The following is a 13,931-nucleotide window of genomic DNA, read 5'->3' on the forward strand; positions in this document are numbered from 1 at the left end:
CGAACACGCCGACCCCTGCTGCTGTCACTCGCCTTGGATTCCCCGTTCGCGGATCAGCTTCCCGAAGCGCTTGAAGTCATCCGAGCCCTTGCGGCCGAACTCCGCCGGCGTCATCGGCAATGCGACGTTCCCGATGGTGATGATCCGGTCCTTCGTCGTGGGCATGTTCAGGATGCGGTTGACTTCGGTGTTGACACGGTCAATGACGGCTTGCGGCGTGCCCGCCGGCGCGTAGAGGCCGAAGACGGCATCGGCATCGAAACCCTTGAGCCCCAGTTCGTCCAGGGTGGGCACATCGGGCACCTGCGGCGCGCGGTGCGGGCTGGCCACGGCCAGCATGCGCAGCTTGCCGCTCTTCACGTGCTGCAGCGCGATGCCGGGATCGAACAGGAAGTTGATCTGCCCGCCCAGCAGGTCCGTCAGCGCTGGTGCCGCGCCGCGGTACGGCACATGCACGGCGAAGGTGCCCGTCTCGCTTTTCATCATCTCTGCGGCCAGATGTGGCGAGCTGCCGTTGCCGGGCGAGCCGAACGAGAGCTGCCCGGGGTGGGCCTTCAGGTCGGCGAGCAGTCCCTTGAAGTCCTTCACCGGGCTGTCGGCGCGCACCACCAGGTAGAAGGGCACGCGTGCGACAGACGCGACCGGCACCAGGTCCTTGGCCGGGTTGAAGGTCATTTTCGGGTAAAGGTGCGGATTGATCGAGACCGTGCCACCCGACGCCATCAGCAGCGTGTAGCCGTCGGCCGGCGACTTGGCCACGAACTCGGCGCCAAGGTTGCCGCCGGCGCCGCCCTTGTTCTCGATCAGCACCGGCTGGCCGAGCGCCTCGTGCAAGGATGGGCCGATGAGTCGCGCCAGCTGGTCGGCTGCGCCTCCGGGCGCAAAGTTGACGATGATCCGGACCGGCTTTGTCGGCCAGTCCTGGGCTTGCGCGAAGGTGGCCGACATCAGGCTCGCCGCCAGCACGGCGGCACTCAGCAATGTTTTCATTGGGGATGTGCCTTGTGTCGTCAGAATGGGTAGTGCCGGTCGGTCGTCTGCACCGTGATCCACCGCAGCTCGGTGAACGAATCGATGCCGGCACGACCGCCGAAGCGGCCATAGCCCGAGTCCTTGACGCCCCCGAAAGGCATCTGCGCTTCGTCGTGCACGGTGGGGCCGTTGACGTGGCAGATGCCCGAATCGATGCGGTTGGCCACCTGCCATGCACGCGCGATGTCGCGCCCGAACACGGCGGCAGACAGTCCATAGGGGTTGTCGTTGGCGACCCGCACGGCCTCTTCGAGGCCGTCGACACGCACGATGGGTTTCACTGGCCCGAAGCTCTCGTCGTGGTAGATGCGCATTGCGGGCGTCACGTGGTCGAGCAGCGTTGCGGGCATGAGCGTGTTCTCGGCCTTGCCGCCACAGACCAGTTTGGCGCCCTTCGCCAGCGCGTCGTCGATCAGCGCATTGCAGCGCTCGACGGTGCTCGCGTCGACGACGGAGCCCAGCACCACCGGGCCCTTGCGCGGATCACCCAGCGGCAGCTTCGTGGCCTTGGCAGCTAGCCGTTCGACGAAGGCATCGGCGATCTTGTTGTCCACGACAATGCGTTCGGTGCTCATGCAGATCTGCCCGCTGTTGGCGAAGGCACCGAAGGCCGCACCGTTGACTGCAGCATCCAGGTCTGCATCGTCCAGCACCACCATCGGCGCCTTGCCGCCGAGTTCGAGCACGGCGGGCTTGAGGTATTTCGCACAGGTTTGCGCGATGAGCCGGCCCACGCGCGTCGAGCCGGTGAAATTGACGCGCCGCAGTGCCGGGTGGCTGATGATGGCTTCGACCACGGCTGCGGCATCGGCCGGCGCATTGGTGACGAAGTTGACGACACCGGGCGGAAAGCCCGCATCCTTGAAACACTCGACGATCAGCCCGTGCGTGGCAGGGCTCAATTCGGAACCCTTGAACACGACGGTGTTGCCGCAGGCCAGCGGCGTCGCGATCGCGCGCACCCCCAGGATCACGGGTGCATTCCAGGGTGCGATGCCGAGCACCACGCCGGCCGGGCGCCGCACGGCCAGCGCCAGACTGCCGGGCACGTCGGAAGGAATGACCTCACCGCTGATCTGCGTGGTGAGGCCGGCAGCCTCCTGCAGCATCCCGACGGCCAGGTGCACGTTGAAGCCGCCCCACGACGCGCCCGCACCGGTCTCAGCAGCCATCGACGCGATAAGCGTCGACCCCTTCGTTTCGAGCGCATGCGCTGCCTTGAGCAGCAGTGCCCGCCGCTCGCCGGGGCCGGTGCGCGACCAGGTCTCGAAGGCCGCTGCGGCGGCATCGACCGCCGCAGCCGCGTCGGCAGCCGTCGCCGCCGGCGCCATCGTCGCCACTGTGCCGTCCAGTGGATTGCGCCTTTCGAACGTGGCACCGCCCGTGGCCTGTCGGGCCTCGCCATTGATCAGCATCGATATCTTTTGCATGGTTGTCTCCTGGTTCATGTTCGTCATTCGGGAAGTCAGCGCACTTCGACTTCGATCAGCAAGGGACCGCTCGATTGCAGGCCCTCCATCAAGGCCGGCCGCAACGCCTCGGCCCTGTCGACGCGCAGTCCCCGCATGCCTTGCGCGGCAGCGAGGCCCACGAAGTCGAGGTCCGGCAGGTCGGTCCCGGGCACCGGATCGTCGTGCCGGTAACCGAAGATGCGTGCGAATTCATGCAGGGCCGCATAACGCCGGTTGTTCAGGATCACGACCATGATCGGCAGCCCGAGCCGGACCGCGCTCCAGAGCGCCTGGATCGCATACATCGCGGAGCCGTCGCCGATCAGCGCGATGACGCGCGTTCCGGGCTTGCCGAGCGCCACGCCGACCGCGGCGGGCAGGCTCCAGCCGAGGCCACCACTGGCCATTGTGTAGAAGGTCTCGGAGGCGAAAATCGGCAGATGGCCGTGCATCGTCGAACGCGCGCTCGGCGCCTCCTCGACGACGATGCTGTCGCGTGGGCGCACATCGCTGAGGGTCTGTAGCACCCAGTCCACGGACAGGCGCTCGCCAGCAGGCGGCTCAGCCACGCGCCCGGGCCGCACATGCGTCGGTGGCGCCGGACGCTGTGGTGGTGCGCTCTGCGCCAGGAGGTCCACCAGACCAAGGCGGATGCTGCAGATGGCGGCGGTGCCGGTGGGCGCCCAGGCCGCAACCTGTGGATCGTCGGTCATCTGCACCAATGCCGCGCCCTCGGGCAGGTGCGGCCCGTTTCCCTCGACGTGGTAGGTGAAGGCCGGGGCACCCAAGGCAAACACGAGGTCGTGTCCCGCCAGGCGCTCGACGATGCGTTCCCGCATGGCAGGCAGGAAGCCTGCCCAGAGCGGATGATCTTCCGGGAAGCTGCAGCGGCCCGACATCGGCGCCACATAGACGCGAGCCTGGTGCCGTTCGGCGAGTTCGACCGCTTCGGCCCACGCACCGTCGCGATCGACCGCGGCGCCCACCACGATGGCGGGCGCACGCGCTGCGTCGAGCGCATTGGCGATGGCGGCCAGCGTTTCCGGATCGGGACGCAGTGCGCGGCTGACCTGCCGGGCGGCGACGGGCAGCGTGCGAACCGCCCAGTCGTCCGACGGGATCGACACCAGCACCGGGCCGCGCGGCGGCGTCATCGCGATGTAGTAAGCGCGTGCAATGGCCAGCGGCACGTCTTCGGCGCGTGCCGGCTCGACACTCCACTTCACGTACGGCCTGGGTAACTCCGCGGCCTGGGTAGAGCCCAGAAACGGCTCGAAGGGCAGGATGGACCGGGCCTGCTGACCTGCCGTGATGACCAGCGGCGTCTGGTTGCGATAGGCGGTGAAGATGTTGCCCATCGCATGGCCCACACCGGCAGCCGAATGCAGGTTGATGAACGCGGCGTTGTGCGTGGCTTGCGCATGCCCGTCGGCCATTGCGACGACGACGCACTCCTGAAGCCCGAGGACGTACCGAAAGTCCTCCGGGAAGTCCATGAACATCGGTAACTCGGTCGAACCGGGGTTGCCGAACACGGACGTCATGCCGAATTCACGCAGCAAGCGGAACACGGCTTCTCGGACGGTGACGGTCTCTGTGACTGTGTCGTTCCTTGTATCGACGACTTGCTGCTGCATGGACGCTCCTTAGGGAAGGGCCAAAGTGTGTCGAGCTCAGCCGGATCCATCAATACAATAAAAATACTAGATCCAAATAAGCCCAATGAATACTCCTGAGATCGACATGAACCTGCTCCGGCTGTTCGAGGCGGTGTATCGGCTCGGCAGCGTCAGCCATGCGGCGGAGGCGCTGGGCCTTTCGCAGCCTGCTGCCAGTCAGGGGCTGACCCGGCTGCGGCTCGCCCTGCACGACGCGCTGTTCGTGCGCGCCGCCGGCCGCATGCGGCCCACGCTGCGCGCCGAACGCTTGGCTGCCGTGGTGCTGCCGGCGCTCGGCGCGATCCACGAAGTGCTCAGGGAAGACGACCGCTTCGACCCGCCCAACTCCCGCATGACGCTTCGGCTCCACTTGAGCGACATCGGCGAGGCGCGGCTGTTGCCCGAGTTGATGGAGGCGCTGCACCACAAGGCGCCTGGCATGCGCGTGCAAACCCACCCTCTGCAGCACCACGAGATCGCCGACGCGCTGGAGACCGGCGCCATCCATTTCGCCCTGGGCTTCCTGCCGTCGGTGACCGGGATCGAGCGCATGGAGCTGTTGAACGACAGCTATGCCGTCGTGGTTCGTGCGGGCCATCCGCTCCTGACCACCGCCGAGAATGCAAAGGCGACGACGGAGCGATTGCGCAAGCTGCAGTACGTCGCCGTGCGGTCGCACGCCGAGACCATCCGCATCCTCAAGCAGCTCGGCCTGGAGGATCGTCTGGTACTGAGTTCCGCGCACTTTCTCGCTTTACCGGCCATCATCGCGCGCACCGATCTGGCGGTCGTCATGCCGCGGGCAATCGCTCTCGGGTTCATGGACCCGAATCGCTATGCCGTCCTGCCCGAGCCGCTGCCGCGCAGCAGCTTCAACGTGTCACTGCACTGGAGCCGCCGATTCGAAAAAGACCCGGCGCATCGGTGGTTGCGCGATCTCTTCAAGACGCTGTTTGCAATCCCGCACATCAATGCAGACCTGCAAGGGCTAGGTCAACAATCGAGCCGCGATTCCTAGCCAAGTGCGCGGCGCACACGAAGGCCAACTTCAAACCAAAGCTTGGCATCCGACCGAGCGAACAATCAAGCAGCAAGTCGGATTCCCGACAGCGCGTGATCGCGGCTTGGCGAAGAACATGGCGCAGTTCGGCACACTGTTTGCCCCGCTTCACCAACGATGGCGAACCGCGACCACCAAGATGGCGAGAATTGATACGGCAAGCGGTGGGTATTCAACAGTTTGCTGCTATCAATGCCCTGTCGACGACCGCCGAACCATATTCGCATAGGAAGTCAGCATCGCGGCGAGCTGCTTGGCCGCCGGCGAGAGCGGCACCTGTTTCGGTTGGACCAGACACATATCGGCTCCCGGCAATGCCTCTTCCACCGGCACCTCGGCCAGCAAGTAGCTGAACCCCGCGACTTTCAAGGCCACGCGCGGGCCCAGGAAGAGATAGTCGGTCAACGACACCAAGTGCAGGGTTTCGAAAAGCGAATCCAGCGTGGCCACGACATTCGGAGGCGCCATCGCATGCATCGAGAACCAGTCGGCCAGACGGTTGGAGGGCGTCCCCACCGCACCGAGCGGGCGCGTGTTGACCCATGTTGCGGATGCCAGCGACTTGACGCTGCGCACTCCCAGAGCCGAATGATCTCTGCGACACAGAATGCAGGGGTCGGAGCGATCCAGCACCTTCCACGAAAAATCGCTCATGTCGATGCCGTGGGACACCAGCGTGATGGCGAAATCGAGCCGACCTTCACGGATGCTCGTCAACAGCGTTGAGGCGGGCCCACTGGCAATGTGCACGGTGATCTTGGGATGATCGACACGCAACTGCTCGATGACAGGCGGCGCAAGCCGGGCGAATGCCTCGACCGACATACCCACCCGCACGCTACCCGTGAGCTCCCCGCTCAGATGCCGGAAATCCTCTTCGGCATGCGCACATTCGCTCAGCACCACCCTGGCGCGTGCGAGCAGGGCCGTGCCGTGGGGAGTCATCGAAATTCCGCTGGCCGACCTTGCGAAGAGCGTTGCCCCCACTGCGGCTTCCAGCCGCTGCACTTGCTGCGTGAGTCCGCTCTGAGCCATCCCGAGCGCACGCGCCCCGGCCCGGATGCTTCCGTGTTCGACGATTGCCACGAAGGCTCGCAACTGTTCGAGCGTCATCTAGGTATAGGGGGGATATGACGATGTTCTCATGATAACAAGCATCGCATCTTCGCGAATTGCGCCCCGCTCCCTAGACTGCCCTCTAAGGAAATCTATTTCCACCATCTCTACTTGAAAGGTATGCATGTCTGACGAACTCTACGAACGTGGCGAACAGATCCGCCGTGAGGTCCTGGGTGAAGCCTATGTGAAGAATTCCATTGCCGCCACGGATGCGTTCAGTGAGCCGATGCGGACCTTCGCAGTGCGCAACCTGTGGGGTGATGTCTGGGCCCGTCCCGGTCTCGATCGACGCGCGCGCAGCATCGTCAATCTGGCGCTCCTTGCCGCAGCGAACCGTCCAAATGAACTCAAAATTCATGTGCGCGCTGCATTAAACAACGGCGTAAAGCGGGAAGAAATCGCGGAGATCTTCCTGCAAGTCGCGCTCTATGCGGGGGTGCCGACGGGCAGCGATGCCACTCGTGTGGCAAAGCAGACATTCGCAGAGATCGACGCCGAGCAAAAGCTCTCCTAAACGCTGGTCGCCACCGCATCCATGTCCGAAATCAACGCTCTGTTCCACTCGCTTGTCGAGCGCCTGGTCGGTCCATTGGACCAAATCGGCTCGTTCTTTGACGGCCGCCTTGCGCCGGGGGGAGGCGCGCCGATCGCGCTCGTCGATCCGGCCTCCGATACGGAATGGCTCCGTTTCAACGACGTCACGCCCAATCATGTTCTATCTGCGCTCGAGTCCTGCCAAGCAGGCCAGCAGGTCTGGGCAGAGCTATCCGCGCAAAAGCGCGGCATTGCCCTGCACGCACTCAGCACGCTCGTTGCCGAAAACGCGGAGCCGCTTGCACAACTGGAAAGCCTTACCAGCGGCAAAGGCATCACCGCCAGCCGCGCGCAACTGCAGTCGGTAGTGGAGATCTTCCGCTACTACGCCGGTTGGACAGACAAGTTCGGTGGCAACGTCATTCCTGTACCAGGCGGCCAGCTGAACTACACCCTGCGCGAGCCGCTCGGCGTTGTGCTGGCCATCATGCCCTGGAATTCGCCGGTCTATCTTGCCGCCTGGAACATCGCGCCGGCCTTGGCCATGGGGAATGCGGTGTTGCTGAAACCGTCGGAACTCACACCGCTGACTTCTCTCGCGCTTGCCAAACTGGCGATCGAAGCGGGATTCCCGCCTGGCGTGCTGAACGTCATCAACGGCCTGGGACAGTCTGTGGGCGATCTCGCGATCGCCAATTGCATCACCAAAAAGGTCGTGTTTGTCGGCTCCGTTCAGACAGGCCGCCGCGTGAACGCAGCCGCAGCGAAGCGTCCGATCGGCTGCCTCCTGGAGCTTGGCGGCAAGTCGGCCAATATCGTGTTCGAGGATGCCGATCTGACAGCCGCAGTAAAGGCAGCCATCGTGGCCGGCTTCGCCAATACGGGCCAGAACTGTGCGGCAGGCTCGCGACTTCTTGTGCATCGCTCCGTCTACGATCGCTTCGTCGACGCGGTCGCGAAGGCAGCATCGGAATACCGCATCGGCATGCCGCTCGATGAATCGACGGAAGGAGGTCCAATCAACAACCGCGCCCAGTTCAAGCGAATCGGGGATATGGTTCAGATGGCCCTCGACGAAGGGGCGACGATGGCCTATGGCCAGGAGCCGCCGAGTGGGCAGAACGGCTTTTTCGTGCGTCCGACGGTGCTTCGCGACGTCCACAACCGCATGCGCATCGCGCAGGAGGAAGTGTTCGGCCCCGTCGTCGTGGCGATCCCATTCGATACCGAGGACGAAGCTATCGCTATTGCGAACGACAGCGAGTTCGGACTCGCGGGCGCGGTGTGGACACGCGATATCGCACGGGGTCATCGCGTGGCGAAGAAGGTTCGCGCCGGCATCTTCTGGATCAACATGTACCGCGACATGCATGTCGCCACGCCGTTCGGCGGCTATGACAGCAGTGGCTACGGCCGCTCAAGCGGCATCGAATCTCTCTACGAATACACGCAGACCAAGAGCGTGTGGGTCCCGACACAGGTCGGCGCCTAACGTTACCAAATCCACCAGGGCAAGTTATGAGCGAATACAAAAAGGTCGGCGTCGTCGGCCTGGGAAATATGGGTCGGGGTATGGCGCTGTCGTTGGCGCGTGCAGGCTTTGACGTGGTCGCCTACGACGCGTCGAAGAAGGCCTGCGAAGCATCTGCTGCTGAAGGCGTGCCCGTCGGCATGAACCTCCAGGCGCTCGGCGACTGCGACGCGGTGGTGTTGTCTCTGCCGACCACCAGCGTGGTGAGTGCAGTCCTGGAGGGCAAAGATGGATTGATGGCAGGCGCAAAGCCCGGTCTCCTGGTCATCGATACCACTTCGGGCGATCCACAGGCAACTCGCGAGCTCGCCGGCCGCCTGCAGGCGTCTGGCGCACGTTTCATCGACGCGCCGGTCAGCGGTGGTGCCACCGGCGCCCGCAAAGGCACTTTGACGATGTTCATCGGCGGCTCGCAAGTGGACGTGTCCGATGCTGAGCCCGTGCTGAGCGCACTGGGTGACAAGCGCTTCCACATCGGCGATGTGGGAGCCGGAGACATCGCCAAGATCGTGAACAACCTGCTCGTCGCTTCCCATCTGCTGACGGCTGGCGAAGCATTTCGAATGGCCAATGCGGCCGGAGTGCGAACCGAGCAACTCATCGAGGCGATCAACGCCGGCTCGGGGCGCAGCGGCGTGACGCTCTACAACTATCCCAGCCGCATCTTGAACAACGGCTTCGACTCGGGATTCACGGTGCAACTCATGCGCAAAGACGTCAACCTGGCCATGGCGCTTCAAAGCTCGCTGGGGCTTTCCTTGCCAGTAACCGGGCAGGTGGGCGAGGTCTGGAATACCAGCGCGGAATCGCTCAAAGATACTGACGATTTCAACCGCATAGTCAATTTCGAGAGAATTGTCAAAGCCTCCGCGTAGGCATCTCCAATTCATTATTTTTGACTTATTGTGCTTAATTGCACAGGAATAGACGCACCCGGAATAACCTAGATCACCATTTTGTGCGGCATTATTATTGCGCACTTCAATGGAGCAAAAATGCACCGAATTGAAGTAAAGATGGAGTAGTTTTAGCCAATTTTGCAGGCATGAATACTGCAATACAGGAAACATCCATTTTTTAAAGGAGCTAAGATGAACCGACGCACACTTCTTCAAATTACTGCCGTTGCAGCATTGACCGGAGCCTCCTGCGGAGCCTTCGCGCAGGGCGATTTTCCCACCCGACCCATTACGCTGGTGGTGCCTTTCTCTCCAGGAGGCACGGTAGACATCGTCGCGCGGACGGTTTCTGAAAAGTTGGGCCAGCAACTCGGCCAACCTATCATCATCGACAACCGTGCTGGTGCCGCCACCATCATTGCGGCCGACTATGTTCAGAAAGCCGCGCCGGACGGCTACACACTCCTCATCGGGACATCCACGACCTTCGTGGTTAATCCGATCATTTATCCGAAGATTCCGTACGACTCCACAAAGAGCTTCGAGCCCATTGGCGTGATCGGGAGCAGCGGGTTGGCCCTGCTGGCAAATTCGAACGTCAAAGCGAATACCGTGCAGGAACTGATCTCGGAAATACGCGCCAAGCCCGATTCATTTGCGTACGGCTCGCACGGGAATGGTTCTACGGTCCACTTCGCCGCTGAAATGCTCTGGTCTGCCGCAAAGCTCCACGGCGTGGTTCATATTCCGTATAAAGGAAGTGCGCCAGCGATCACCGATCTGTTGGGAGGCCAAATCCCTCTTGCCTTTGACGCAATCCCCGCAGCCTCGTCAGCTGCCAAGGGAAATCGAATTAAAATCCTCGCGGTCACTGGCGAAAAGCGCTCCCCGCTGCTGCCTTCGGTACCGACGATTGCTGAATCGGGATATCCCGGCTTCAAGATGACATCCTGGTTCGGTATCGTAGCCCCCAAGAATCTTCCTGTCGCCGTTCGCGACCGCCTCGAAAAAGCGCTGCAGGCGGCCATTGCCGATCCGGCCTTGGTCAAGCGGCTGCAAGACGTAGGCTTTGACCCGCAGTGGTCAGCCAGCAGCAAATACTCGGAAATGGTGAAGGCGGACACCGCCATCCTCGCTCCCATTGCGAAGGCAAGCAATATCACTGCAACCAACTGACGCTGCGCACAGGACACCACGGTGACAAGAGACATTGCCATTCAGACAGCAAGCGCCTATTTCGATAATGGCGGGTTCGTCCGAGACCTAGGGCGCAGGGTGACATTCCGAACCGCGAGCGAAGCGGAGGACAGCGTTGGCGTGCTCAGCGACTTCCTGGAACAGGAGCTGCGGCCGGAACTCGCGTCCCTGGGCTTCGAGGTCCGGGCGTTTGCGAACCCTGTGGCGGGTTGCGGTCCGTATCTCATTGCCGAACGGATCGAGAACGAGGCGCTCCCCACGGTGCTCCTCTATGGGCATGGCGATGTCATTCAGGGGCAGGACGCCTCTTGGCAGCCCGGCCTGTCTCCCTGGGAACTAAAGGTCGTGGGCGACAAGATCTACGGTCGAGGAACGGCCGACAACAAGGGCCAGCTCACTGTGAACCTGGGCGCCCTTCGGGCTGCCATGGAGGCACGCCAGAACAAGCTGGGATTCAACACACGCATCATCGTCGAGACAGCCGAGGAGCGTGGCTCTCCAGGCCTGAACACGTTCTGCGCCGTTCATGCGAATGAGCTAAAAGCCGACCTGTTCATTGCGTCGGATGGCCCGCGGCTCAACGCCCAGACGCCGACGCTCTTCCTGGGCTCCCGCGGCATTCAGAATTTCGAGCTCACTTTGACCCTCCGCGAGGGTGCACACCACTCAGGCAACTGGGGTGGGCTCCTGCGAAATCCAGGTACTGTGCTTGCGTCTGCCATCTCCACCTTGGTGGACGCACAAGGCGTCATCAAGACGCCCCTGTTGCGACCATCCTCCATTCCCGCTTCAGTCCGCGAGAGCATCAGTGCGCTTCCCATCGGAGGCAATCCGGGCGATCCGATTGTCGATGCCGACTGGGGTGAGCCTGGCTTATCCGCCGCGGAGCGGGTCTTCGCATGGAACACCCTGGAGGTGCTCGGCATGGAATGCGGCAACGTCCGCAAGGCCATTGGTGCCATTCCTCCGACGGCGAAGGCCGTGCTTCAGTTGCGCTATGTGGTCGGAACCGATCTCGACGACATCGAAGCTAAACTGCAGCAGCATTTCATCAACGCCGGTCTTCCCTGGGTGAAGGTAAACGCATCTATTGCCATGGCTGCGACGCGACTTGATCCTGAGCATCCTTCGGTGATTCAGGCTGCCAGGTCCATCCAGACCACAACTGGGACGAAGCCAGCCATTCTTCCCAATCTGGGTGGCACCATCCCCAATGATGCATTTTCCGAAGTGCTTGGGCTGCCGACCGTTTGGGTGCCGCACTCTTATCCTGCCTGCTCCCAGCATGCGCCCAACGAGCACATCCTGGGCTCCATTGCGCGGGAAGGCCTTCAGATCATGGCAGGCCTGTTTTGGGATTTGGGGGAGCCTGGTGGCGCCTTCTTCGAGCAGAAAAAAACTTGCGCCTGACATGGCGGTCTGCGTGAGTATTCAATTCGACAATCGCAGATCGAGGACGCGTTTCATCCGCCTGAGCGAAGGTTCGTCACCTACTAAGGATTCATGGAAGCGTTCCGCGTTGCCGGCTTCGCGCCAAACGTGGTGATGAAGACCGACGAATCTTCTCGCCGAGAAACCTGGTGAATGGCGGCTTGGGCTACACGCTGCCGCCGGGATGCGTGTGTGGAGTGCTGCCGCAGAACATCCAATTGACCCCACTGCATGCAAGGTTCTCGATGCATCCGTCGAGCGCGCTCAATTTCTTGCGCGCGTGCGAGCTCAACCCAACGTGCCGACATTGCTGACGGCGTGCCGGCTGGTCAATGGCGAACAGGACTGAAGTGCCAGGTATTTCGGGTAAACCCTTGATTGTTTCGATGCGTGTAAGCATCGCTCACTCCCCTTAATTGATGTCGGCGGGCGTCGCCGGTACCTTTAACCCCAGGGTTTCAAGACCGCGCATTTCGTGTGGCAACACCCCGGAGACAATTCCCATGATCATCTATGGCACTGCGCTGCTGGCCGTCTGCCACCTGCTAGGCATCTTCATCGGCGACCTGCTCGGGCAGGCGCTCGGCGTCAAGACCAACGTCGGCGGCGTCGGTATCGCGATGTTGCTGCTTATCGCTGTGAGGCTGTACATGCAGAAGACGGACCGGCTTCCGAAGCTGACCGAACTCGGCGTCGAGTACTGGGGCGCGATGTACATCCCTGTTGTGGTGGCCATGGCCGCACAGCAGGACATGGTCGCGGCGCTGCGGGGTGGCCCGGTCGCGCTGCTGTCGGCCATCGCCGCCGTGGGCGTTTGCGCAGTCGTGATCGCCATCATCAACCGCACCGAGAAGCCCGAGGTCATCGCGGAGCTGGTGCCCCACCATCATGACAACCCGCTGCTCGCAGATTCGGAGTGATCACCATGCTCGAAATCCTCGAAAAAGCAGCGGCAGCCAATGGGCTGGTCACCGCCTTCGCCATCGTCGGGTTCATCATTCTGATATCGGGCCAGATCTCGAAGCGCCTGACGTTCGGTCGGGTCCACGGGTCCGCCATCGCCATCTTGATTGGACTGACGCTGGCTTACTGGGGCGGCAAGCAGACCGGCGGGCACAAAGGCCTGGCTGACATGTCGCTGTTCGGCGGTATTGGTCTCATGGGCGGCGCGATGCTGCGTGATTTCGCAATCGTCGCCACCGCCTTCGAAGTCCAGGCGACCGAAGCGCGCAAGGCCGGCCTGATCGGCGTTGTGGCGCTGCTGCTGGGCACGGTGCTGCCGTTCATCGTAGGCGCTGCCATCGCCAAGTGCTTCGGCTATTCCGATCCGGTAAGCATGACGACGATCGGCGCGGGTGCCGTCACTTACATCGTCGGCCCGGTGACGGGCGCGGCCATCGGCGCGACGCCCGACGTGATGGCCCTGAGCATCGCCACGGGCTTGGTCAAGGCCATCATCGTGATGGTCGGCACGCCGCTCGCCGCTCGCTTCCTTGCCTTGAAGACGCCGCGCTCCGCCATGGTCTTTGGTGGCCTGGCCGGAACGGTGAGCGGCGTGTCTGCAGGGCTCGCCGCCACGGACCGCAAGCTGGTCCCCTACGGGGCCCTCGTCGCGACCTTCCACACCGGACTCGGTTGCCTGCTGGGCCCATCAATTCTCTTCTTCGCAGTCAAAGCCGTCGTGCATTGAGACCTCATGCCATGGACCCAATCAACTTGAGCACCAAGTCCAACAACCGTGCAGCGCGAAGGTCTCGCGCCGCCACTGCGCTGGGCGCACGGCTCACAGGTAAGCTCATGGCCACTGATGCGATCGGCGCGCTGCTGGACGCAGTGCGCGAATCCGGCGACTAGCAGGCTGCTGAAATACTCGGCGCCGACACGCATCTCTGCCTTGCTGGGAACATGATTTCGAGCACTCAACTCGAGCGGGGAGCCCGAAGACGCATTTACAGGGTGATTCGGACCGCGCAAGGGCTGCCTTTCGCCCCTTTTCTAGTCATCCCGCTGCCTGCAGAC

The 13,931-nt window shown here is 62.7% G+C and carries 13 protein-coding genes; 9 read left to right on the forward strand and 4 right to left on the reverse strand.

Annotated elements, in window-relative coordinates; translation table 11 throughout:
- Positions 1-24 precede the first annotated feature (24 nt).
- Genes J2W36_RS16890 through mdlC form a run of 3 tightly spaced genes read right to left on the reverse strand, consistent with a single transcriptional unit; the run spans position 25 to position 4,120 of the window.
- A complete protein-coding gene (locus J2W36_RS16890) occupies positions 25-990 on the reverse strand; it encodes a Bug family tripartite tricarboxylate transporter substrate binding protein (protein ID WP_307690920.1) in 966 nt (321 codons plus the stop codon).
- Between the two features lie 20 nt (positions 991-1,010).
- Positions 1,011-2,462, reverse strand: a complete 1,452-nt coding sequence (locus J2W36_RS16895) for an aldehyde dehydrogenase (protein WP_307690921.1) — start codon at positions 2,460-2,462, stop codon at positions 1,011-1,013.
- Between the two features lie 35 nt (positions 2,463-2,497).
- Positions 2,498-4,120 (reverse strand): benzoylformate decarboxylase, encoded by a 1,623-nt coding sequence (gene mdlC, locus J2W36_RS16900; protein ID WP_307690922.1) that lies wholly within the window; start codon positions 4,118-4,120, stop codon positions 2,498-2,500.
- A 106-nt stretch (positions 4,121-4,226) separates the two neighbouring features.
- Here mdlC and J2W36_RS16905 point away from each other — a divergent pair, with 106 nt between their 5' ends.
- A complete protein-coding gene (locus tag J2W36_RS16905; RefSeq protein ID WP_307690923.1) occupies positions 4,227-5,159 on the forward strand; it encodes a LysR family transcriptional regulator in 933 nt (310 codons plus the stop codon).
- Between the two features lie 231 nt (positions 5,160-5,390).
- On the opposite strand, the gene J2W36_RS16910 is transcribed toward J2W36_RS16905, so the two are convergent.
- Positions 5,391-6,314 (reverse strand): LysR substrate-binding domain-containing protein, encoded by a 924-nt coding sequence (locus tag J2W36_RS16910; RefSeq protein WP_307690924.1) that lies wholly within the window; start codon positions 6,312-6,314, stop codon positions 5,391-5,393.
- Between the two features lie 127 nt (positions 6,315-6,441).
- On the opposite strand from J2W36_RS16910, the gene J2W36_RS16915 reads away from it, so the two are divergent.
- The 8 genes from J2W36_RS16915 (at position 6,442) to J2W36_RS16950 (ending at position 13,766) form a co-directional block, all read left to right on the forward strand.
- Positions 6,442-6,834, forward strand: a complete 393-nt coding sequence (locus J2W36_RS16915; RefSeq protein ID WP_307690925.1) for a carboxymuconolactone decarboxylase family protein — start codon at positions 6,442-6,444, stop codon at positions 6,832-6,834.
- 21 nt (positions 6,835-6,855) lie between these two features.
- Positions 6,856-8,346, forward strand: a complete 1,491-nt coding sequence (locus tag J2W36_RS16920; protein WP_307690926.1) for an aldehyde dehydrogenase family protein — start codon at positions 6,856-6,858, stop codon at positions 8,344-8,346.
- Between the two features lie 26 nt (positions 8,347-8,372).
- Positions 8,373-9,260: an NAD(P)-dependent oxidoreductase gene (locus J2W36_RS16925; RefSeq protein ID WP_307690927.1), complete on the forward strand. Its 888-nt coding sequence runs from the start codon at positions 8,373-8,375 to the stop codon at positions 9,258-9,260.
- A gap of 216 nt (positions 9,261-9,476) precedes the next feature.
- Positions 9,477-10,460: a Bug family tripartite tricarboxylate transporter substrate binding protein gene (locus J2W36_RS16930; protein WP_307690928.1), complete on the forward strand. Its 984-nt coding sequence runs from the start codon at positions 9,477-9,479 to the stop codon at positions 10,458-10,460.
- A gap of 21 nt (positions 10,461-10,481) precedes the next feature.
- Positions 10,482-11,891 (forward strand): M20 family metallopeptidase, encoded by a 1,410-nt coding sequence (locus J2W36_RS16935; protein WP_307690929.1) that lies wholly within the window; start codon positions 10,482-10,484, stop codon positions 11,889-11,891.
- A gap of 524 nt (positions 11,892-12,415) precedes the next feature.
- Positions 12,416-12,832 carry a malonate transporter subunit MadL gene (madL, locus tag J2W36_RS16940; protein ID WP_307690930.1) on the forward strand — a complete coding sequence of 139 codons (417 nt, stop codon included), beginning with the start codon at positions 12,416-12,418 and terminating at the stop codon, positions 12,830-12,832.
- A gap of 5 nt (positions 12,833-12,837) precedes the next feature.
- Positions 12,838-13,602 carry a malonate transporter subunit MadM gene (gene madM / locus J2W36_RS16945; protein ID WP_307690931.1) on the forward strand — a complete coding sequence of 255 codons (765 nt, stop codon included), beginning with the start codon at positions 12,838-12,840 and terminating at the stop codon, positions 13,600-13,602.
- An 11-nt stretch (positions 13,603-13,613) separates the two neighbouring features.
- Positions 13,614-13,766: a hypothetical protein gene (locus J2W36_RS16950; RefSeq protein ID WP_307690932.1), complete on the forward strand. Its 153-nt coding sequence runs from the start codon at positions 13,614-13,616 to the stop codon at positions 13,764-13,766.
- Positions 13,767-13,931: the final 165 nt, after the last annotated feature.

This window comes from Variovorax ginsengisoli, from assembly GCF_030811835.1.
In the GTDB taxonomy this organism is placed as follows: domain Bacteria; phylum Pseudomonadota; class Gammaproteobacteria; order Burkholderiales; family Burkholderiaceae_C; genus Variovorax; species Variovorax ginsengisoli_C.

Excerpts from the sequence above, each read along its gene's own strand:
- J2W36_RS16890 (WP_307690920.1), bottom strand. The coding sequence starts at position 990 with ATGAAAACATTGCTGAGTGCCGCCGTGCTGGCGGCGAGCCTGATGTCG.
- J2W36_RS16895 (WP_307690921.1), bottom strand. The coding sequence starts at position 2,462 with ATGCAAAAGATATCGATGCTGATCAATGGCGAGGCCCGACAGGCCACG.
- mdlC (WP_307690922.1), bottom strand. The coding sequence starts at position 4,120 with ATGCAGCAGCAAGTCGTCGATACAAGGAACGACACAGTCACAGAGACC.
- J2W36_RS16905 (WP_307690923.1), top strand. The coding sequence starts at position 4,227 with ATGAACCTGCTCCGGCTGTTCGAGGCGGTGTATCGGCTCGGCAGCGTC.
- J2W36_RS16910 (WP_307690924.1), bottom strand. The coding sequence starts at position 6,314 with ATGACGCTCGAACAGTTGCGAGCCTTCGTGGCAATCGTCGAACACGGA.
- J2W36_RS16915 (WP_307690925.1), top strand. The coding sequence starts at position 6,442 with ATGTCTGACGAACTCTACGAACGTGGCGAACAGATCCGCCGTGAGGTC.
- J2W36_RS16920 (WP_307690926.1), top strand. The coding sequence starts at position 6,856 with ATGTCCGAAATCAACGCTCTGTTCCACTCGCTTGTCGAGCGCCTGGTC.
- J2W36_RS16925 (WP_307690927.1), top strand. The coding sequence starts at position 8,373 with ATGAGCGAATACAAAAAGGTCGGCGTCGTCGGCCTGGGAAATATGGGT.
- J2W36_RS16930 (WP_307690928.1), top strand. The coding sequence starts at position 9,477 with ATGAACCGACGCACACTTCTTCAAATTACTGCCGTTGCAGCATTGACC.
- madL (WP_307690930.1), top strand. The coding sequence starts at position 12,416 with ATGATCATCTATGGCACTGCGCTGCTGGCCGTCTGCCACCTGCTAGGC.
- madM (WP_307690931.1), top strand. The coding sequence starts at position 12,838 with ATGCTCGAAATCCTCGAAAAAGCAGCGGCAGCCAATGGGCTGGTCACC.
- J2W36_RS16950 (WP_307690932.1), top strand. The coding sequence starts at position 13,614 with ATGGACCCAATCAACTTGAGCACCAAGTCCAACAACCGTGCAGCGCGA.